Consider the following 21,127-nt stretch of genomic DNA (forward strand, 5'->3'; position numbering starts at 1 on the left):
CGATGTCCTAGAACGCCGCTTCGTCCAGCTCCATCAGGTCGAGCTCGACGCCCTCGGCGATCTTGCGGGCCAGGGTGACGCCGGGCAGGACGTTGGCCGCGAAGAACCGCGCCGCGGCGATCTTGCCGGTGTAGAAGGCCTTGTCCTTGGCGGAGGCGGTCTCCAGCTTCTCGGCGGCGATCGCGGCGCCCTTGAGCAGCAGGTAGCCGACGATCACGTCACCGGAGGCGAGCAGCAGGCGGGTGGTGTTCAGGCCCACCTTGTAGATGTTCTTGACGTCCTGCTCGGTGGCCGCGAGGTCGGTCAGCATCAGGCCGACGATGGCCTCCAGCTCCACGGCCGCCTTCGCGAGGTGCTCGCGGGCGCCCGCCAGCTCCTCGCCGCCGGTGCCGAGCGCCAGGAACTTCTTGATGTCCTCGGCGAGGGAGTTCAGCGCGGCGCCCTGGTTGCGGACGATCTTCCGGAAGAAGAAGTCCTGGCCCTGGATGGCGGTGGTGCCCTCGTACAGGGTGTCGATCTTGGCGTCGCGGATGTACTGCTCGATCGGGTACTCCTGGAGGAAGCCGGAGCCGCCGAAGGTCTGCAGCGACTGGGCGAGCTGCTCGTAGCCCTTCTCCGAGCCGTAGCCCTTGACGATCGGCAGGAGCAGGTCGTTCAGCGCGTGCTCGGCCTTGGTGTCCTCGCCCGCGGCCTCCTTGACGGCGATCGCGTCCTGGACGGAGGCGGTGTAGAGCACCAGCGCCCGCATGCCCTCCGCGTACGCCTTCTGCGTCATCAGCGAGCGGCGCACGTCGGGGTGGTGGGTGATGGTGACCTTCGGCGCGGTCTTGTCCATGAAGTTCGCCAGGTCGGGACCCTGGACGCGCTCCTTGGCGTACTCCAGCGCGTTGAGGTAGCCGGTGGAGAGGGTGGAGATCGCCTTCGTGCCGACCATCATGCGCGCGAACTCGATGATGCGGAACATCTGGCGGATGCCGTCGTGCTTGTCGCCGATCAGCCAGCCCTTGGCGGGGTGCTTGTCGCCGAAGGTCATCTCGCACGTGTTGGAGGCCTTCAGGCCCATCTTGTGCTCGACGTTGGTGGCGTAGACGCCGTTGCGCTCGCCCAGCTCGCCGGTCTCGAAGTCGAAGAGGTACTTGGGCACGAGGAAGAGGGAGAGGCCCTTGGTGCCGGGACCGGCGCCCTCCGGCCGCGCGAGCACGTAGTGGAGGATGTTCTCCTCCATGTCGTGCTCACCGGACGTGATGAAGCGCTTGACGCCCTCGATGTGCCAGGAGCCGTCCTCCTGCTGGACCGCCTTGGTGCGGCCGGCGCCGACGTCCGAGCCGGCGTCCGGCTCGGTGAGGACCATGGTGGAGCCCCAGGTCCGCTCGACGGCGATCTGGGCGATCTTCTTCTGGACGTCGTTGCCCTCGTCGTAGAGGATGCCGGCGAACGCCGGGCCGGAGGAGTACATCCACACGGCCGGGTTCGCGCCGAGGATCAGCTCCGCGTACGACCAGATCAGGGACGGCGGAGCCGTCGTGCCGCCGATGCCCTCGGGCAGCCCGAGCCGCCAGTACTCCGAGTCCATGAAGGCCTTGTAGCTCTTCTTGAAGGACGCGGGCACCGGCGCGGTGTTGGTCTCCGGGTCGAAGACCGGGGGGTTGCGGTCGGCGTCGGCGAAGGACTCCGCCAGTTCGTTCTCCGCGAGGCGGGTGAGCTCCTCGAGGATGCTCTTCGCGGTCTCGGTGTCCATCTCCTCGAAGGGGCCGGTGCCGTACAGCTTGTCGCGTCCCAGTACTTCGAAGAGGTTGAACTCGATGTCGCGGAGATTCGACTTGTAGTGCCCCATGGCGATGGCTCCGTAGAGAGATCGGCGAGGCACTTGGATCCTCGCGCCAGTTCACTTACCAACTAGTAGCTCCGATGATGCTACCCGTCGGTAATAAGCCGCAACCCCGATCCGGCCAACTGTGACAGGTCCCACCGGAACGTCCGTCCCTCGTCTCCTCGCCGCCCGCCCGGCGCTCTCGGTACGCTTGCGCCCATGTACGGATACGGCCCGCCCATGGACGGTGGTGCTGCTCAGCAGCAGTACGCCCCGCCGCCGCAACAGCAGATGCCCGGCGGGTACGGGCAGCAGCCGCCCCTGTACCCCGAGCCGTCCCCGCCCTCCCTCGCGGACGCGGTCCGCGCCTTCACCACCGGGCAGATGGCCGCCGAGGACTTCCAGCAGGTCTTCGCGACCTCCAAGGTCTACTGCCCGCGCGGCGACAACCCCGGTTTCCTCGCCCTGCACAACACCCAGCAGCCGGTGATCCCGATGTTCACCTCCCTCAAGGAGCTGCGCCGGTACGCGGGCAAGGAGTCCAAGTACTTCGTCATCACCGGCGCCGAGGTGATCGACCTGCTGCCCACCGGCTACGGCTTCGTCCTCGACATGGAGGGCGAGCACCGGATGGTCTTCGACGCCAAGGCGGTCGAGCAGATGGTCGACTTCGCCATGCGCAGGATGTACGGCTGAGTCCTCCCCCGGCGGCCCTCCCCGCGCGGAAACCCGCTCCCCGCTTGTCACAGGCATGCCATAGGGTGCCTTCAGGCAGCCGCGCCCCGCGCGCAACCGCTCTTCCGCGGTCGCGCCCGGGTGCCGCGCGGCGCTCTCAGTACCCGGCGATACCGGGTCTTTCCTGTGGGGGTTCATCACTGTGCGCATGCGCAGCACTTCGGCCGCGACGGCACTCGCGGTCCTCTTCAGCTCGGCGGCACTGAGCATCGCGGCGGCGGGGACCGCCTCGGCCGCCGCCACCACCGTCACCAGCGTCGGCGGTCTGGTCGTGGACGGCACCCTGCAGCGGGTGTTCGTCGGCGACGCGGCGAACGGCCGGATCCTCGCATCCGACTACAACGGCACCCTCGTCGACCTGAACGCCGGCTTCGGCAGCGTCAGCGACCTGGCCCTCTCGGACGACGGCAGCACCCTGTACGCGGCCCTGCCCGACACGCACCAGATCCTCGCGCTCGACCCGGCCACCCTGGACGTCAAGCGGACGTACGCGATCCCGACCGGCACCGGCCCGCGCCACCTGGCCTTCGCCGGCGGCAAGGCCTGGTTCTCGTACGGCGACCAGTGGGACGGCGACATCGGTTCCGTCGACCCGGCGGTGGACCCGGCGAGCGGGGCCGACCCGGTGGCGCTGGCCCAGCTCCCCACCGAGGGAACGGGGTCCGGCCTGTGGGGGCAGGCCCTGCTGGACACCGACCCGACGCGTCCGGGCCTGCTGGCCGTCGGCGAGACCGGGGACTCCACGGGCACCGAGGCCGTCCTCGACGTGTCGAGCGGCACGGCCCGGGTGGTCGCCTGGCACGACACCTCGTACGCCCTGAACGACGGCGTCCGGGACATCGACCTCGCCGCGGGCGCCGACGAGGTGATCGTCAACGGCTCCGCCCGGCACGCCTACGCCAACGGCACCCTCACCAAGGCCGGCGCCTACCCCGACGCCTGGGGCGGCGACGTCGCGTCGAACGGGATGGTCGCCCAGTTCACCCCCGGCAAGGTCGCGGTCTACCGGCCGAACGCCACCCAGCCGCTGCGTACCTACGCCGTCGGCTCGGCCTCCGACTACACCGCCGCCGCGGACGTGCGCTGGGCGCCGGACTCCTCGCGGATCTTCGCGCTCGTTCCGGGCGGCGGCACCAACACGCTCAAGGCCCTCACCCAGCCGACGCTGAACGTGCCGACGCTCACGGTGAACGCCCCGAGCTCGGCGACCCGCGCCAAGCCGCTCTCGGTCACCGGCAAGATCTCGGCGACGGTCCCGCTGCCCGCGGGCGTCAAGCTCTCCGTGACCCGCACCGACCTCGACAGCCCCAGCGGCAAGGCGCTGGCGGCCGTCACGGTCAAGGCGGACGGCACGTACTCCTTCACGGACACCCCGCCGGCCGGCGGCACGGTCACCTACAAGGTCACCTACGCCGGCGACGCCGAGCACACCGCGGTCTCCGCCTCCGACAAGGTGACGGTGTCCCGCGCCGCGACGAGCCTGAGCCTGAACAACAACGGCAAGCTGTACAACTACGGCACCGACGTCAAGTTCACGGCGCACCTCGGGACCACCTACAAGAACCGCACGGTCGAGATCTGGGCCGACCCGTACGGCGCCGACAAGCCGAAGAAGCTGATCAAGAAGGGCACGGTCAACTCCAGCGGCAACATCGCCGCCGTGGTCGACATGACCCGCGACACGACCGTCACCGCGGTCTTCGCGGGCGACGCCCGCTACAAGCCCAGGACCGTGAAGGTCACGTCGTACGCGCGGGTCAAGATCTCCACGGCGGTCTCCAAGCACTACAAGACGGCCAAGATCGGTTCGACGAACTACTACTGGTTCCACAAGAACACCGACCCGCTGCTCACCACGACGATGACCTACTACCCGGGGCGTCAGCAGCGCTTCGACCTCCAGGTCTACTACCAGGGTTCGTGGTACTCCACGGACTCCGAGTACTTCCCCGTCGGTTCGGACGGGAAGTCGGCCGTGAGCCTCGGGGCGCCCGGTGAGGCGGGCATCCGGGCCCGGATGCGCTCGGTGTACGTCAACGGCACGTCCGGCGACAACGTGAACTCGACGACGTACGGCTCCTGGAAGTACCTGTACTTCAGCAACTGATCCCTCGTCCGAGGGACGACACGGCCCGGAGGGAATGTCCTCCGGGCTTTCGTCGTTCTGGGGTGGCAGAAAGTTCAACGCTCAACTAACCTGGGACGCACGTCGCCCAAGGAGGTACGGACAATGCCTGCAGTGACCGTCGAGAACCCGCTGACGCTGCCGCGTGTCACCGCGCCGGCCGAGGCCGTGGCCCGTCCCGTGCTCGGGGTGACGACCGCGCCCAGCGGCTTCGAGGGCGAGGGCTTCCCGGTGCGCCGGGCGTTCGCCGGGATCCACTACCGCCACCTCGACCCGTTCATCATGATGGACCAGATGGGCGAGGTGGACTACGCGCCGGGAGAGCCCAAGGGCACCCCCTGGCACCCGCACCGCGGCTTCGAGACCGTCACCTACATCATCGACGGGATCTTCGACCACCAGGACAGCCAGGGCGGCGGGGGCACCATCACCAACGGCGACACCCAGTGGATGACGGCCGGCTCGGGCCTGCTGCACATCGAGGCGCCGCCGGAGCACCTCGTCATGTCCGGCGGCCTCTTCCACGGCCTCCAGCTGTGGGTGAACCTGCCGGCCAAGGACAAGATGATGGCGCCGCGCTACCAGGACATCCGGGGCGGCAACGTCCAGCTGCTGACGACCCCGGACGGCGGCGCGCTGCTCCGGGTCATCGCCGGTGAACTGGACGGCCACGCGGGCCCGGGCATCACGCACACGCCGATCACGATGATCCACGCGACCCTCGCGCCCGGCGCCGAGATCACCCTCCCCTGGCGTGAGGACTTCAACGGCCTGGCCTACGTCCTGGCGGGCAAGGGCTCGGTCGGTGCCGAACGCCGTCCGGTCCACCTGGGCCAGACCGCGGTCTTCGGCGCGGGCTCCTCGCTGACCGTCCGCGCGGACGAGAAGCAGGACTCCCACACCCCGGACATGGAGGTCGTCCTCCTCGGCGGACAGCCGATCCGTGAACCCATGGTCCACTACGGCCCGTTCGTCATGAACACCAAGGACGAGCTGATGCAGGCCTTCGAGGACTTCCAGAAGGGCCGCCTGGGGACGATCCCGGCGGTGCACGGCATGACCGAGAGCGGGCCGCAGGAGGCGTGAGGCCAGGCCGACCTCCGGCCGACGCACGACGTACGACGTGAAGGGCCCCGTCCCCCGAGGGACGGGGCCCTTCACGTCGCCCACGGGTGCGCGGGGCGGCGGGGCGAGGGGGGGGGAGTCTTCCCGCGTGGTCGTGGCTCTCGCGTCGCGGCCTAGGCCGCGTACGCGGTCGCGTCCGCCGGGGCCGGGGTCGGGGCCGGCGCCTGGGGCGGAGCCGGGTCCAGGCCCAGGCCCGCTCGCGCCGTGCGCAGATGTTCCAGGCCCTCCTCCGCCACCCGTGTCACCTCCGCGTACTCCGCCGCCGTGCGGGCCGTGACCAGGCGGGTCCGGGCCTCGCGCCGGCATTCCGCCGCCCTGGTCAGGGCGCGGGCCGTCTCCTCGTCCGCGCTCGACCAGGTGCGGGCGTCCGGGGGGACCAGGCCGCCGGTCAGACGGACCAGGACGTGGTTGGCCTCCGCCTCCGCGTCGAGGTCGGACGGGGGGCGGCCGGCTCGGCCCCGGCGCTGGGCCACGACCCCGGCCGCCGCGCCGATGATCAGCAGTACCGAGAGCGCGATCGCCCATCCCATGGCCGTTCCTCCCTTGTCCCGCCGACCCTCGCCGGCGCCCTCCTCCTCCATGAGAAGGCAGGCCGCTGTGATCGCCCCCCGGGATTCCTGTGCGGTACCGGTGAGGTTGCCAAGGGGGTGGACAAGAGGGGCGTGACTCAGGCGGGTCGCGGGGCGGTCGGGCGGCCGCCGGGTGAGTGCGGAGCCCGGTCACCGCCGGCCGGCGGTGACCGGGGGTCCGGGGGGTGTCAGGTCGCCGAAGGGGAGGCCGAGGCGCTCGGCGGGGGCGGGGCGTCCTGGCCGTCGTGGGTGGCCTCCGGGTCCACGCCCACGGTCAGGCTCGCGTGGACGCCCTTCGTGATGTCCCGCCTGTCGTAGCGGAGCCTGAGCAGGCCGCCCGTCGTGCCGCTCTGGTCGTAGATCGTGTCCTCGGACAGCAGGGTGCGCTCGGCGGTGTTCGAGGCGTACGGCTCCACGGTCTCCGTGGCGACCACCGACTCCTCGTCGAAGAAGAACTGGCCGGTGTGGCAGGTGTGGCCGCCCTCGTAGCCGGCGTCGGTCCACTCGCCGTCCACGTGGACCTTGGTGTGGATGTGGACGCAGCGGCCGCGGTACCAGCCGGGGAAGACCGTCCTGAAGGTGACGTGGCCGTGCCGGTCGGTCTTCCAGGTGCCGCGCAGGTAGCGGGTGTCGTCGGTCGGCTCCTGGTGGCCGCCGGGGTTGCCGCCCGGGGGCGCGCCGGTCGGCGAGCCGGTGGGGGGCTCGCCCGTGGGGGCGGGGCCGCCTCCGCCGTTGCCCATGCCCTCGTAGCCGGAGTAGACGCCCGCCGCGTCGCAGTGCCAGATGTCGACGGCCGCGTTCCGGATGGGCCGGCAGGTCTCGGCGTCGATCACCTTGAGGCTGAGGAGGAGGGGGATGCCCTCGCGGTCCTCCGTGACGTCCCGGCGGATCTTGTCGGCGTCGATGTAGTAGGGGCCCTCGACGGTCTCCGAGGTGAGGACGTAGCAGTCCTCGGGGAGCCCGTCCTTCGTGGCCGGGGTGCGCTCCCCGGCCACCGCGTCGACCGCCAGCGCGCCGCCGCCGAGTCCCGCCACGGCGAGCGCGCCCGCGCCCACCGCGACGACCCGGCGACGCGTCGGATCGGTCGGTGAAGGGGCCGGCTGGGGTTCCTGTGTGTCTCCCGTCATGGACATGGAAAGTAGGGAGGAAGCCTGTCAGCGAGCTGAGAAAACGGCACCCTTTCGCGCTCCCGCGCGAAAGGGGCCGGAAATCGACGTACGGACGATCCGGGGTCAGCTCGTGCCGTCGTGGGTGGCGTCGGTGTCGACACCCATGGTGAGGGAGCCGGTCACGCCCTTGGCGATGTTCTTCTTCTGGTACTTCAGCTTGAGCAGGCCGCCCGTCGTGCCGCTCTGGTCGTAGATGGTGTCCTCGGTGAGCGTGGTGCGCGTCGTGGTGCTCGTCGAGTACGGCTCCACCTCGGCGGACAGGAGCACCGACTCCTCGTCGAAGAAGAGCTGGCCGGTGTGGCAGGTGTGGCCGCCCTCGTAGCCGGCGTCGGTCCACTCGCCGTCCACGTGGACCTTGGTGTGGATGTGGACGGTCCGGCCCTGGTACCAGCCGGGGAAGATCGTCTTGAAGGTGACACAGCCCTTCTTGTCGGTCTTCCAGGTGCCCCGCAGATAGCGGGTGTCGCTGGTCGGCTCCTCGTGGCCGCCCCCGCCACCGCCGGACGGCGGCTCACCGGTCGGCGTACCGGTCGGCACGTCGGTGGGGGTGCCCGTGGGGGCGTCGGTGGGCGCGTCCGTGGGGGCGGTGCCGCCGCCCTGGGAGAAGCTCTCGTAGCCGGAGTAGAGGCCGAGGGCGTCGCAGTGCCAGATGTCCACGGCCGCGTCGGCGAGCGGCTTGCAGGTCACGGCGTCGATCACCTTGAGCTGGAGGGTCAGCGGGATGCCCTCCTTGTCCTCGGTGATGTCCTGGCGCAGCTTGTCGGCGTCGATGTAGTACGGCCCCTCGGTGGTCTCCGAGGTGAGCTTGTAGCAGGTCTCCGCCGTGCTCGACGCGGACGCGGTGCTCGTCGCCTCCGTCGTCTCGTCGGCCGAGGCGTTCATGGCCAGCGCACCGGCCGCGCCGACGCCGACCACGGCCGCACCGCCCGCCACGACGACCTTGCGCCGCGTCATGTTCCTTTTGTGCTGGGGGCCTTCAGGCCTTTCGTTTCCCGTCATGCCCCGGACGCTAGGTAAGAAGACTGTCCTCACCATGGGCGACGACTGTGGGTTCCTGAGAAACCTGAAGCCGCCGGCCGCCGAAACGAAAAGGGGGCGGGAAACCGGCCTCGGTTCCCGCCCCTCCTCGAGCGTCCTACTTGGGCTGCGGCTTGCGCACCGACAGGTGCAGCTCCCTCAGCCGGGCCTCCTCCAGCTCCGTCGGCGCGCCCATCATCAGGTCCTGGGCGTTGCCGTTCAGCGGGAAGGCGATGGTCTCCCGGATGTTCGGCTCGTCCGCGAGCAGCATGACGATGCGGTCGACGCCGGGGGCGATGCCGCCGTGCGGCGGGGCGCCGAAGCGGAAGGCGCGCAGCATGCCCGCGAACTTGTCCTCGACCGTCTCCCGGTCGTAGCCCGCGATCTCGAACGCCTTGAGCATGATCTCCGGCTCGTGGTTCCGGATCGCGCCGGAGGACAGCTCGACGCCGTTGCAGACGATGTCGTACTGCCAGCCGAGGATGTCCAGCGGGTCCTGGGTCTCCAGGGCCTCCAGACCGCCCTGCGGCATCGAGAACGGGTTGTGCGAGAAGTCGATCTTCCCGGTGTCCTCGTCCCTCTCGTACATCGGGAAGTCGACGATCCAGCAGAAGCGGAAGACGCCCTCCTCGAAGTGGCCGGCCCGCTTGGCGGCCTCGACGCGCACCGCGCCCATGATCTTCGAGACCTCGTCGAACTCGCCCGCGCCGAAGAACACGGCGTGCCCGGCGGCCAGCGACAGGCGCTTGGTCAGCTCGGCCACGTTCTCCTCGGTGAGGAACTTCGCGATCGGGCCGGTCAGCGAACCGTCCTCGGCGACGCGCACCCAGGCCAGGCCCTTGGCGCCGAGCGAGATCGCGTACTCGCCGAGCTGGTCGAAGAACTTGCGGGGCTGGTCCTGGACGGCCGGGACGGCCAGCGCGCGGACGTGCTTGCCGGCGAAGGCCTTGAACTCCGAGCCCTCGAAGACATCGGTGATGTCCACCAGCTCCAGCTGGGCCCGCAGGTCCGGCTTGTCCGAGCCGTACTTCAGCATCGCCTCGCGGAACGGGATCCGCGGGAACGGCGAGGTGACGTGCCGGCCGCCGCCGAACTCCTCGAACAGCTCGGTCATCAGCTTCTCGACCGGCTGGAAGACGTCCTCCTGCTCGACGAAGGACATCTCGATGTCGAGCTGGTAGAACTCGCCCGGCGAACGGTCCGCGCGCGCGTCCTCGTCACGGAAGCAGGGCGCGATCTGGAAGTAGCGGTCGAAGCCGGAGATCATCAGCAGCTGCTTGAACTGCTGCGGCGCCTGCGGCAGCGCGTAGAACTTGCCCGGGTTCAGGCGGGAGGGGACCACGAAGTCGCGGGCGCCCTCGGGGGAGGTGGCCGACAGGATCGGGGTGGCCATCTCGTTGAAGCCCAGCGCCGTCATCTTGTGGCGGATCGCCGAGATGACCGCCGTGCGCAGCATGATGTTGCGGTGCATGCGCTCGCGACGCAGGTCCAGGAAGCGGTACTCCAGGCGCCGCTCCTCGTTGACCCCGTCCTCGGTGTTGATCGTGAAGGGCAGCGGCTGGGCCGCGCCGAGCAGTTCGACCTCGCCGACCTCGACCTCGACCTCACCGGTCGGCAGGTCCGCGTTGACGTTCTCCGCACCGCGCGAGACGACCTTGCCGTCGACCCGGACCGTCGACTCCTTGGTCAGCTTGTCCAGCGCCTCGTACGCGGGCGTGCCCGGGCGGGCGACGAGCTGCGTGATGCCGTAGTGGTCGCGCAGATCGATGAAGAGGATGCCGCCCAGGTCGCGCCGATTGTGCAGCCAGCCACTCAGCCGGACGTCGGTACCGACGTCAGAGGAGCGGAGCTCGCCGCAGGTGTGGGACCTGTACCGATGCATCGTCGTTCATCCAGCCTTCGCGGATAGGGGTTGTGTTTCACGTGAAACACGACCCAGGGTACCGGGCGCCCCGATGTCGCCTCCCCTCCATTCCCCGGGGAGGGCGGGGAAGGCGATCAGTGGCAATTTTCGATTCCGTCTTCCTAAAGTGGGGCAATGCGCGCTGGCGAGTCACTGCCCGCCGTGGGGGAGGTCCTCGCCTCCCTCGCGACCGGCCTGTGGCACTGGAGTACTGCCACCGGGCTGGTCACGGTCGACGCCGAGGCTGCCCGGCTGCTCGGCCTGCCCGCCGAGCAGACCGTCCTCACCGAGGCCCAGACCCGGGCCCGGCTGCACCCCGTCGACTGGAACGAGATCACCGGAGTGGTCCAGCTCGCCGTCGCCGAGGGCACCCTCGCCGAGGTGCGCGTCCGGATCATGGACGACCAGGGGCGGGTCGTCCGGGTGGTCCGCAGCCGCTCCAAGCCCTCGTTCGACCCCGAGAACAAGGCGTACGAGCTGATCGGCACCCTTCAGGAGGTCACCGAGCCGCGGCCGGGCACCCCCGCCGGGAACGCGGCCGTCACCGGTGACTGGCGGCGCTCGCGGGAGGCGTTCCTGCTGGACGCGGGCCGGGCGCTGGCGGAGGCGCGGTCCACGGAGGAAGTGCTGCGGGTCGCGGCGGGCCTGGCGATGCCCGGGTTCTCACCGGACGGGCTCGCCGTCTTCGGGGTCGACGGGGACCGGCTGACGATCATCGGCCACCACGGGCAGCAGCCCGGCGACGAGGGTCCCTTCACCCATATGCCCGTGGCGACGGACTACCCCGCCGCCGAGGTCGTGCGTACCGGCCGGGCCGTCTATCTCTCCTCGCCCCAGCAGTACAAGGAGCGCTACCCCCTCACCTGGCCGCTGGCCGTCCACTTCGGCCGGGAGTCATGGGCGTTCCTGCCGCTGACGGTGGCCGGGCGGACGATGGGCGCCTGGATGGCCGCCTTCACGCACCCGGTGGCCTTCACCCCGGACGAGCGGTCCGTGCTCACCACGGTCGCCCGGATGCTCGCCCAGGCCCTCACCCGAGCGGGCGCCGCCGAGACCCAGCGCGAGCTGACCGACGGCCTCCAGCGCTCCATGCTGCCCACGCTCGGCCCCGAGATACCGGGCCTGACCCTGGCCGCCCGCTACATACCGACCGGCGGCGGCCTCCAGGTCGGCGGCGACTGGTACGACATGATCCCGCTGCCCAGAGGCCGGTTCGCGCTGGTCATCGGGGACGTCCAGGGCCATGACGTCCGCGCCGCCGGGCTCATGGGCCAGCTCCGCATAGCGCTGCGCGCCTATGCCGCCGAGGGCCACCGCCCCGACGCCGTGCTCTCCCGCGCCTCCGGCTTCCTGCACGGCATCAACCAGGCCGGGAACGACACGGACCTGCGCTTCGCGACCTGCCTGTACATCGAGGTCGACCCGGCGACCGGCGTACTGGAGGCCGCGCGGGCCGGGCATCTCGACCCGGCCGTCCGGATGGCCGACGGCACGGTCATGGTCCGCGCCACGGCCGGCGGGCTGCCGCTGGGCATCGACCCGGCCGCCGACTACCCCACCACCCGGCTCGCCCTGGAGCCCGGCGAGACGCTGATGCTGTGCACCGACGGCCTGGTGGAGACCGGCGGCCACGACCTCGACACCGGCTGGCGGCGGATCCGCGAGATCCTCGAAGGCGACGAGGCAGATCTGGAGGGCCTGGCCGACGCGCTGGTCCAGGCGGTGCACGGCCCCTCCTCCCACCACACCCGGGGCCCGCTCGCCGACCGGCGCGGCGACGACATCGCCCTTCTGCTGCTGTGCCGGCACGGCGGGGAGGGCTGCGGACCGGCCGCCGCACCCGCACGGACCCCCGTGCGGCGCACCATGCTGACGGTCGCGCAGGCCGAACCCGAGCGGATCGCCGTGGGCCGGCAGCAGCTGCGCGAGCTGCTGCACGACTGGCCGAGCGAGGACCAGGTCGACTCGGCGGTCCTGCTCGTCTCCGAGACCCTCACCAACGTCCTCGTCCACACCGACGCCGACGCGCTGCTGGTCGCCGAGGTCACCGGGGCACCCGGCGAACGCCGGATCCGCATCGAGGTCACCGACAGCAGCGACGACCTGCCCCACAAGCGCCGCCCCGGCGAACTGGCCTCCTCCGGCCGCGGCCTGGTCCTCATCGAACTCCTCGCGAACACCTGGGGAGTGGCCCCGCGCGGGGAGGGCAAGACCATCTGGTTCGAGCTCTACGAGGCCGACGGCCCGGGCGGCGCCGACGGTCCGGGCGGCTCGGGACCGGCGTAACGCGCCCGCAGCTCGTGCAGGACGCCGAAGGCCGCCGCGGTCAGCGGGACGGCGAGGAGCATGCCGAGGATGCCGGCCACGGAGGCTCCCGCGGTGATGGCCAGCATCACGGCGGCGGGGTGCATCTGCACGGTCCGGCTCTGGATCGCCGGCTGGAGGACATGCCCCTCCAGCACCTGCACGGCGAGGACGACCCCCAGCGCCCACAGCGCGATGACGAACCCGCGGTCGGCGAGGGCGACGAGCACGGCGACGGCCCCCGAGAGGAAGGCGCCGAGGTAGGGGATGTAGGCGCCCACGAAGACGAGCGCCCCGAGCCCCACGGCACCCGGCACGTCGAGGACGAGCAGCCCGACGGTGATGCACACCGCGTCGATGAAGGCGATGACGGTGGTCCCCCGCATGAACCCCTCCATCGCCGCGAAGGCCCGCCGCCCCATCGCCTCCAGGGTGTCGCCGGTCCCGCCCGGGGCGACGGAGCGCAGGGACTCGGCCGCCCGGTGCGCGTCCCGCAGGAAGAAGAAGACGAGCAGCAGGGCCAGCACGGCCATGGCGATGGTCTCGCCGACGACGCTGACCCCGCTGATCACATTGGAGGCGGCCGTCCCGCCGAACTTCGTCAGCAGCTCCCTGGCGTTGGAGGCGAGGTCGTCCAGCGAGGTCCCGGCCGCCCCGAAGTGGTCGGCGACGCCCTGCGCCGCGCTCCTCAGCGAGGCGACGATCTCGTCCCCGGTGTCGATCAGTGCGGCGACGACGATGTACACCGCCCCTCCGACGACCGCGACGACGGCGACGCAGGTCAGCGCCGCCGCCGTCGAACTCGGCACCCGCGCCTTCACCAGCCTCCCGTGCAGCGGCCTGAGCAGCGCGGTCCCGAGCAGCGCGAGCAGCACCGGCGTGACGGCCGTACGGAACGTCGCGCACAGCCGGATCCCGACGTACGCCACGCCCGCGACGAGCAGGATCACCGCACACCAGGCGGCGAGCCGGCGCACGGGCACGGGGAGCAACTGCACACGACCAGCGGACCACGGCCCGGCCGGATTGTCCTGCACGGACGGCCGGCCGGGTGACGCTCCGTCATATGGCGGCCGTCACGAGAGCGTGGTGTACCCGCCCCAGCCCGAGCCGATCAGCGTCCGGGACCCGAAGGAGCCCTTGCCGTCGCCGTACTGCCGGTACAGCTTCCCGGCGGTGTCCCGGGCCACGAGATCGGCCCGCCCGTCCCGGTTGAGGTCCCCGGCGCCCACGACGGCGTCGTAGGAGGAGCCCCAGGAGGCGAACAGCTTCACCCGTGCCGAGAAGGTGCCCTTCCCGGTGCCGGGGTACCGGTAGAGGTTGTTGGCCTTGTCCTGCGCGATCAGGTCACCGTTGCCGTCGCCGTCGAGGTCCCCGGCGCCCACGATCCTCTTGTACGTCTTCACGTTGTCGTACAGCTTCACGCGGGACGACAGCTTGCCGGTGCTGGTGCCCTTGAACAGGTACAGCGTGCCGGTGGAGGAGGCGCGGGCGATCAGGTCCGGGCGGCCGTCGCCGGTGACGTCACCGGGGGAGGTGAGGACGTCGTACTGGTTCCAGCCGCTGGTGGCGAGCGTGGTGTACGCCGTCGACGGCTTGACCGCCGCGTTGCAGCCCGGCTTGTACAGGCGCAGGGCGCCGCTGCTCAGCCGGACGAGGACGTCGTTGCAGCGGTCGCCGCTGAGGTCGCCGACGGGGACGGCCGTGATGCTCCTCGGCCAGCCCGTGCCGGTGACCTTGCCCGAGAACGTCCCGCCGCCGGTGCCCTGGTGGACGGTGAGCGCGCCGGAGGTGGTCAGGGTGAGCAGGTCGCCGAGGCCGTCGGGACCGTCCACGCCGCCGTGATCGTGGCGGACCGGGGAGCCCTTCGTGAGGAAGCCGGTGCCGCTGCCCACCGTGCCGGCCGCCGAGGTGCCCAGGCCCGTCGCCCTCAGGGTCCATCTGTAGGCGCCGTTGGGGAAGCGGACGCCGTCCGAGGTCAGGCCGTTCCAGTGGGCCTCGGCATACGCCGTGGTGGCGCCGCCGGTGATCGTGCGGGTGGCCTTGCCCGTCGGGCCGCTCTGCACCGAGGCGATGGTCAGGGACCAGGCGGTGACGGGGCGGGACAGCAGCCAGACGGCACTCCAGTAGTTCGCGGAGCCGAGCGAGCCGTACTCGCCGGCCTCCGTCCTGAAGGCGGCCGGTGCCGAGGGGGTGACGCCGGTCGTGGCGACGTGCGTGCGCTCGTAACCGTCGAACCAGGCGACCAGGCCCGTGTACTCGTCCACCGTCCAGCGGTGGCGGCGGTCGGTGTCCGGGCCGGTGCCGGGAACGCCGGAGGCCAGCGTGCGGGTGGTGCCGCCGGCCGCCTCGGTGAGGACCAGCTCGTCCGTGGCGTGGTCGTGGCGCACCGTGAACCCGTCCCCCAGCAGGACGTCGCCCGGGGTGACCGCGGCCGACGTGCCCGCCTTGGTGTCGTACACGCCCGCCGAGGCCGTGCCGCACGCCCAGTACAGCCAGCGGCCCGCCGCCTGGAGCTCGGTCGGAACGCAGTCGGCGCCCGGCAGGGTGACCGTGCCAAGGGTCTTGGCGTCGGTCAGGCTGTACGAGGTGACCTGGCCGGCGGTCGAGCCGGCGCTGAAGAGGGTGGAGCCGTTCAGGGCGGCGGCGCGGCCACCGCGCTTCAGCCTGAGGCCCTGGCCGATCTCCCACACGTACTGCGTGGGCGAGGCGCCGCCCGACTGGTAGACGACGTAGTCGTCGGAGACGTCGACGATCCTGCCGCCCGAGGTGTCGAAGTCGATCGGCCCGGAGGAGCCGATGACCTTGATCCGGTCGAGCTTCTGATCGGTCTCGCCGGTGTACGTGGTGAGGTAGACGTCGTCCGGCTCGTAGCCCGTGTTGCCCCAGAGGGGGGCGCAGCTGACGCCGGTGTACGGGCAGGTGGCGCTGATCTTGGCGCTGTCGGTGGCGGCGGAGGAGGCCAGAGCCGTGCCGGCGTCCGTGGCGAGGGTGCGGACGGAGGTGGCGCCTCCGGTCTCCACCACACGCAGGCTTCCCCGGCTGAGGGCGAGGCCGGTCTTGACGTTCTCCACGGCCGGGATCCGGGCCGCCCTGGTGAGGACGGGCGTACCGTCCTCGGCGCCCGGACCGACGCGCTGCAACCACCAGTCGTCCGCGCCGGTGCCGCCGGAGACGAGGGCGGTGCCACCGGGGGCGGGCAGGGCGTAGGCGCCGGATGCCGCCAGCAGGATCTGCGAGGCGCCGTCGGTGAGTGACACGGCCGCCAGCTTCGTCCAGGAGACGGAGGCGGCGTCCAGGGGCAGCAACAGGCGGTCGCCGACGAGCACGGGGGCGCCGTGCGGCTCGCCGGGGTTCGGCAGGCCGTACGTCTGCTCCTCGCCGGCCGGGTCGTTCCGGGACTTCAGGTGCAGGGCACCGCTGTCGGGGTCGTACCAGCCGAAGCGGTCCTCGCCCAGGACGGGGTACGCGCCGTGGACGACGTCCTGGAAGGCGGGGGTGGACACGGCCGTGCCGACGTCGACGTAGGAGAGCGAGCCGCTGCCCTTGACGAGCACGCCCCGGGAGTCGGCGGCGGCCACCGTGTTGTCCGCGAGGGTGGTCGCGCCGTCCCCGGTGATCGTGCGCTCGCGCCGGTCGCCGCCCGGGAAGTCGATGAGTGTGTGGCCGGTGACGACCGTCTCACCGGCGAGGGCGCGGTAGTAGTGGTCCGAGGTGACCGTGGAGGTCTCGCGCGTCGCCGGGTTCCACAGGGTGACGGACTTCGACGACAGGGCGGTGGGCAGGGCGACCAGGTCGCCGTCGGAGCCGTACCAGGCGCTGCGGCACACGCTGGTGACGGTGGCGCAGGGCAAGGCGGGCGTGTAGACGCCGTCGGCGGTCGACACGGTGACCGTGGCGCCGGTGGCGTAGTCCGTCCACAGCAGTCCGTCGACTCCGCTCTGCCGGTGCAGATAGCCCGACTGCCCGGCCACCAGGGGCCGTTCGGTGCGCGGTTCGGCGGAGGCCGGGTCGGTGAGTGTGATCTCGGTGGTGCCGCTGGTCGTACCGGTCGCTCCGGCGGTGCCGCCGCCGACGGCGGTGACGACGGCCGCTGCGGCGACCGCGAGTGCGGAGACGGCGGCGGTCACACCGGCCGTTCTCCGGGCGTGCCTGCCCACGTGCTTGTCCCTCCCCCACGAGGGCCCCCTGCCCTCGCCCGAGTGAGCGGACTTTAGCAGGGCTTTTCCCGCGCTTTACCGGCGGGTTCCCGCGGTTTCACACGAGGCGGAGGGCCGGGGCGGGAACCGTGGCGGACCACGGCCCCGCCCCGCTCCCGGGGTCGTACCGTGGCGGTCAGAACAGGCCCTTGTAGCGGTCGAAGCCGCCGCCGATCCTGGTGCGGCTGCCGTACGAACCCCTGCCGTCGCCCAGCTGGCGGAACAGGCTGCCCGCCGAGTCGCGCGCGAGCAGGTCGCTCTTCCCGTCGCGGTTGATGTCGCCGACGCCGACCACCACGTTGTACGAGGAGCCCCAGTTGGAGAAGATCTTCGTCCGCGCGGAGAAGGTGCCGTTGCCCTTGCCGTAGTACCGGTACAGGTTGTTCGACGTGTCCTGCGCGATCAGGTCGCCGATGCCGTCGCCGTTGAGGTCCCCGGCGCCCACGACCTTCTTGTACGTCTTCCAGTTGTCGTACAGCTTCACGCGCGCGGACAGGCCGGCCGTGCTCGTGCCCTTGTAGAGGTAGACCGCGCCGGTGGAGGCGTTGCGGGCGATCAGGTCGGGGCGGCCGTCCTTGGTCACGTCACCGGGGTAGGTGAGGACGTCGTACTGCTTCCAGCCGGTCGTGGAGATCGTCTTGTACGTCGTCGAGGGCTTCGGCGCGGTCCCGCAGGCCGGCCGGTACGCGCGCAGGGCGTCGCCGACGCGGACGAGGACGTCGTTGCAGCGCTCCCCGTTCAGGTCGCCGAACGGCACCGCCTTGATGCCCGTCGACCAGCCCGTGGCGGCCGCGCCCGTCTCGAGCTGTCCGGTGCCGTCGCCCAGGACCCACTGGATCCGGCCCGAGGCGTCGAGCTGGAGCAGGTCGCCGAGGCCGTCCGGGGTGACCTCGTGACCGCCGAAGTCACGGAAGGCCGGGCTGCCGCCGGTCACCGTCACGGTGCCGGTGCCCAGGGCCGACGGGGTGCCCGAGCCCCACTGCACGGCCTTCAGTGTCCAGGTGAACCGGCCGTTGACGGCCATGGCACCGGTGCTGGTCCGGCCGTTCCAGACCGGGGCGACGGTGGTGGAGCCGGTCGCGGGGTCGGCGCTGCCGGTGAGGGTGCGCACGGTCCTGCCGGCGGTGTCGGTGAGGGTGAGCGTCCAGGAGGCGACCGCGGAGTTCGTCGTCCAGACCGGCTTCCAGGCGGCGCTGGAGGAGGTGGTGCCCTTGAGGGACACGCCGGCCGGGACGGTCCGGTCCGTCACCTTCAGCGTGGGCCAGGCGGTGCGGGCGGCGGTCACGTCCGTGTCGGCCGAGATGGTGGACGCCGGCCCCCAGACGGCGGTGGCGGCACCGGCGGCGTTCGCGGCGATCTCGCCCCGCACGCTCTTGCCGCCGCCCACCCGGCGGGCGGACGTCCACGCGCCGTCGGCGAGGGTCGCCTCCCACAGGGACTCGGTCTGTCCGCCGGCGTCCAGCTCCGGCCACAGGGCGTGGACCGAGCCGTCCGGGGCGATGGAGGTGTCCGAGGTGTACTGCGCCTCCCCGGCGGACAGGGTCTTCGGCGCCGACCACGCGGCGGCGGAACTGTCGTACGTGGTGGTCCGCACGTCGTCGGCGCCCGTGGCCCGGTCGGTCCAGACGAGGGTGACGTCGCCGTCGGCTCCCACCAGCGGCTCCGGAACCTCGGCGGGGTCGCCGACGGCGGTGGCGGCCGTCTGCGGCGCACTCCATGCCGAGGCCGCGTCGGCGCGGCGCACGGTCTGGAAGGTGCCGTTCGCGTCCTGCCACACCAGATGCACCGAGCCGTCCGGGGCGGAGGCCAGCGCGGGCGGCTTCCGGGAGGCGGTGATCTCCTGCGGGGTCGGCCAGACGTAGGTGTCGAACGGCCTGGTGTTGGTCATGACCCGGTAGTACTGGGTGTTCACGGACATCCAGTACGACACGACGAGCCCGCCCTGCCCGTCGTACGCGATCCGCGGGTGCCCGACGGTCCCGTAACCGGAGACACCCGCGTACGTGGCGGCATTGCTGACCTGCGCCGGTGCGGACCAGCTGTCCTGCGCGACGAGGGTGGCGGCGTACGCCTCGCTCCTGCCGGTCCGCCACACCCGCTGGCTCCACACGGCGGCGAGCGTCCCGCCGGGCCCCACGGCGAGGTCGGGGGACTCGAAAGCCGTGTTCGGGTCCGTGGCGATCACCGTGGGCTGCGACCAGGCGGACTGCCCGGCGCCCAGGGCGGCGGAGGCGACGTGCGCGGTGGTGGTCCACAGCAGGGCGACCGATCCGTCCGGCCGTGCCGCGAGTCGTGCCTCGCCGACGACGTCGGCGACCGCGACCTGCTTGGTCCAGGTGTCGCTGTTCGCGGGGCGCGTGGCCGAGTAGAGGTTGCCGGTGCTGTTCTGGGTCCAGACGGCCACGGCGGTGCCGTCCTTGGTGACGACGACGTCCTGGACCTGGGACTTGTAGCCGTGGAGCGTCGCCGGGCCCGTCCACGGCGGCAGCACGGTCGCCGCGGCGGCCGGAGCGGCCGGCAGCGCGGCGCCCGCGAGGACGAGTGAGACGGTGACGAGTGCGGTGGCCGCGGCGCGACGGCGCGACGGCAGGGCTGATCGGCCCATGTGTGTGGATTCCCCTCCCCGTAGGGGCGTTCGCCCCCCGATGGGCACCTTAAGCGGCTCGTGAGGGAATCGTGAAGGCGTTCGAACGAGTGGCGGACGGGACGGGAGAAAAACTTTCGGTTCGCGGCAACTCTTCATGCCCCGGCGGCCACTGACAGGACGTAAGCCCGCTCCTCCCCGTAAGGATCCCCCGTGGCAGCTCCCTCCCACCGCCGGTCCCTCCGCGCCCGCCGCACCCTCGTCGTCTCCGCCGCCGTCGTGGCGGCCGGCGTCGGCGCCGGGGTCGTCGTGATGAACGCGAACGCCGGGACCGTGGACCTGTACCACCAGACGCTCGCCGCCAAGGACGGCTGGGCCTCCTCCGGCACGGGCACGACCGGTGGCACCAAGGCCGACGCCGCGCACACCTTCACCGTCTCCACCCGCGCCGAGCTCGTGAAGGCGCTGGGTTCGGCGTCCGACACCACCCCCCGGATCATCAAGATCAAGGGCACGATCGACGCCAACACCGACGACTCGGGCAAGAAGCTGACCTGCGCCGACTACGCGTCCGGCACCGGCTACTCGCTGTCGGCGTACCTGAAGGCCTACGACCCCGCCACGTACGGCACCTCCAAGCTGCCCTCCGGCACCCAGGAGAAGGCCCGCGCCGCCGCCCAGACCAAGCAGGCGAAGAACATCGTCTTCAAGGTGCCCGCCAACACCACGATCGTGGGCGTGCCCGGCACCGGCGCCGGCCTGACCGGCGGCATGCTCCAGATCCAGAACGTGGACAACGTCATCGTCCGCAACCTGGCCTTCTCCGCCACCGAGGACTGCTTCCCGCAGTGGGACCCGACCGACGGCGACGACGGCAACTGGAACTCCAACTACGACTCGGTCACCCTGCGCGGCGCCACCCACGTCTGGGCCGACCACAACACCTTCACCGACGCGCCCCACCTGGACAGCGCCAACCCCACGTACTTCGGCCGCGAGTACCAGATCCACGACGGCGCCCTCGACATCACCAAGAGCTCCGACCTGGTGACCGTCTCGCGCAACCAGTTCACCAACCACGACAAGACGATGCTGATCGGCAGCAGCGACAGCGAGCCCGCCGGCAAGCTGCGCGTCTCCCTCCACCACAACGTCTGGAAGGGCATCGTCCAGCGCGCCCCGCTGGCCCGCGTCGGGCAGGTCCACATCTACAACAACTACTACGACGTCACGACCCTCAACGGCTACGCGGTGCAGTACAGCATCAACTCCCGCGCCAAGGCCCAGGTCGTCGCCGAGAACAACTACTGGAAGGTCCCGTCCGGCGGCAAGGTCGCCAAGCTGCTCAGCGGCGACGGCACCGGCTCGGTCAAGGGCTCCGGCAACCTCGTCAACGGCACGGTGACCGACCTCGTCGCCGCGTACAACGCGGCCTCCTCCAAGGACCTGAAGACGACGGTCAACTGGACGCCGGCCCTGACGGCGGGCCTGGAGTCCTCGGCGAAGAACCTGCCGACCTCGCTGCCGACGACGACCGGCGCCGGCGTGCTCAAGTAGCGGCAGGCCCTCCGGGGCCGCCCACAGACA

General features: G+C 71.3%; 13 protein-coding genes. 5 read left to right on the forward strand and 8 right to left on the reverse strand.

Features of this window, described 5'->3' with window-relative positions; genetic code table 11:
• Positions 1-7: 7 nt before the first annotated feature.
• Entirely contained in the window at positions 8-1,834 is a 1,827-nt protein-coding gene (locus tag ACFY2L_RS20470; protein ID WP_390659907.1) for an acyl-CoA dehydrogenase, read from the reverse strand.
• A gap of 195 nt (positions 1,835-2,029) precedes the next feature.
• Here ACFY2L_RS20470 and ACFY2L_RS20475 point away from each other — a divergent pair, with 195 nt between their 5' ends.
• The 3 genes from ACFY2L_RS20475 to ACFY2L_RS20485 all read left to right on the forward strand — a co-directional run bounded on the left by ACFY2L_RS20475 (position 2,030) and on the right by ACFY2L_RS20485 (position 5,756).
• Positions 2,030-2,506 carry an SseB family protein gene (locus ACFY2L_RS20475; protein WP_390659668.1) on the forward strand — a complete coding sequence of 159 codons (477 nt, stop codon included), beginning with the start codon at positions 2,030-2,032 and terminating at the stop codon, positions 2,504-2,506.
• A 187-nt stretch (positions 2,507-2,693) separates the two neighbouring features.
• Positions 2,694-4,652 (forward strand): YncE family protein, encoded by a 1,959-nt coding sequence (locus ACFY2L_RS20480; protein WP_390822967.1) that lies wholly within the window; start codon positions 2,694-2,696, stop codon positions 4,650-4,652.
• 123 nt (positions 4,653-4,775) lie between these two features.
• The gene (locus ACFY2L_RS20485) at positions 4,776-5,756 is read left to right on the forward strand and encodes a pirin family protein (RefSeq protein WP_390659666.1); all 981 of its coding nucleotides are present in this window, start codon (positions 4,776-4,778) and stop codon (positions 5,754-5,756) included.
• Between the two features lie 152 nt (positions 5,757-5,908).
• Here ACFY2L_RS20485 and ACFY2L_RS20490 read toward each other — a convergent pair whose 3' ends face one another.
• The 4 genes from ACFY2L_RS20490 to aspS all read right to left on the reverse strand — a co-directional run bounded on the left by ACFY2L_RS20490 (position 5,909) and on the right by aspS (position 10,432).
• Positions 5,909-6,325 carry a hypothetical protein gene (locus ACFY2L_RS20490; protein WP_390822968.1) on the reverse strand — a complete coding sequence of 139 codons (417 nt, stop codon included), beginning with the start codon at positions 6,323-6,325 and terminating at the stop codon, positions 5,909-5,911.
• Between the two features lie 227 nt (positions 6,326-6,552).
• Complete coding sequence (locus ACFY2L_RS20495) at positions 6,553-7,491, reverse strand: intradiol ring-cleavage dioxygenase (RefSeq protein ID WP_390822969.1); 939 nt, start codon at positions 7,489-7,491, stop codon at positions 6,553-6,555.
• Between the two features lie 105 nt (positions 7,492-7,596).
• Positions 7,597-8,532 carry a dioxygenase gene (locus tag ACFY2L_RS20500; protein ID WP_390822971.1) on the reverse strand — a complete coding sequence of 312 codons (936 nt, stop codon included), beginning with the start codon at positions 8,530-8,532 and terminating at the stop codon, positions 7,597-7,599.
• A 136-nt stretch (positions 8,533-8,668) separates the two neighbouring features.
• Positions 8,669-10,432, reverse strand: coding sequence for an aspartate--tRNA ligase (gene aspS / locus ACFY2L_RS20505; protein ID WP_390659662.1), 1,764 nt, complete (start codon positions 10,430-10,432; stop codon positions 8,669-8,671).
• A gap of 156 nt (positions 10,433-10,588) precedes the next feature.
• Here aspS and ACFY2L_RS20510 point away from each other — a divergent pair, with 156 nt between their 5' ends.
• Positions 10,589-12,739 (forward strand): SpoIIE family protein phosphatase, encoded by a 2,151-nt coding sequence (locus ACFY2L_RS20510; RefSeq protein WP_390659661.1) that lies wholly within the window; start codon positions 10,589-10,591, stop codon positions 12,737-12,739.
• On the opposite strand, the gene ACFY2L_RS20515 is transcribed toward ACFY2L_RS20510, so the two are convergent.
• The 3 genes from ACFY2L_RS20515 to ACFY2L_RS20525 all read right to left on the reverse strand — a co-directional run bounded on the left by ACFY2L_RS20515 (position 12,682) and on the right by ACFY2L_RS20525 (position 19,561).
• Complete coding sequence (locus ACFY2L_RS20515; RefSeq protein ID WP_390659660.1) at positions 12,682-13,755, reverse strand: AI-2E family transporter; 1,074 nt, start codon at positions 13,753-13,755, stop codon at positions 12,682-12,684. The two genes, ACFY2L_RS20510 and ACFY2L_RS20515, sit on opposite strands and share 58 nt — an antisense overlap.
• A gap of 78 nt (positions 13,756-13,833) precedes the next feature.
• Positions 13,834-16,887, reverse strand: coding sequence for an FG-GAP repeat domain-containing protein (locus ACFY2L_RS20520; RefSeq protein WP_390822972.1), 3,054 nt, complete (start codon positions 16,885-16,887; stop codon positions 13,834-13,836).
• A gap of 205 nt (positions 16,888-17,092) precedes the next feature.
• Positions 17,093-19,561 (reverse strand): FG-GAP repeat domain-containing protein, encoded by a 2,469-nt coding sequence (locus ACFY2L_RS20525; protein ID WP_390822973.1) that lies wholly within the window; start codon positions 19,559-19,561, stop codon positions 17,093-17,095.
• A gap of 192 nt (positions 19,562-19,753) precedes the next feature.
• Here ACFY2L_RS20525 and ACFY2L_RS20530 point away from each other — a divergent pair, with 192 nt between their 5' ends.
• Positions 19,754-21,097, forward strand: a complete 1,344-nt coding sequence (locus ACFY2L_RS20530) for a polysaccharide lyase family 1 protein (protein ID WP_390822975.1) — start codon at positions 19,754-19,756, stop codon at positions 21,095-21,097.
• Positions 21,098-21,127: the final 30 nt, after the last annotated feature.

Origin of the sequence: Streptomyces sp. NPDC001381, assembly GCF_042895685.1 — a bacterium.
GTDB lineage: Bacteria > Actinomycetota > Actinomycetes > Streptomycetales > Streptomycetaceae > Streptomyces.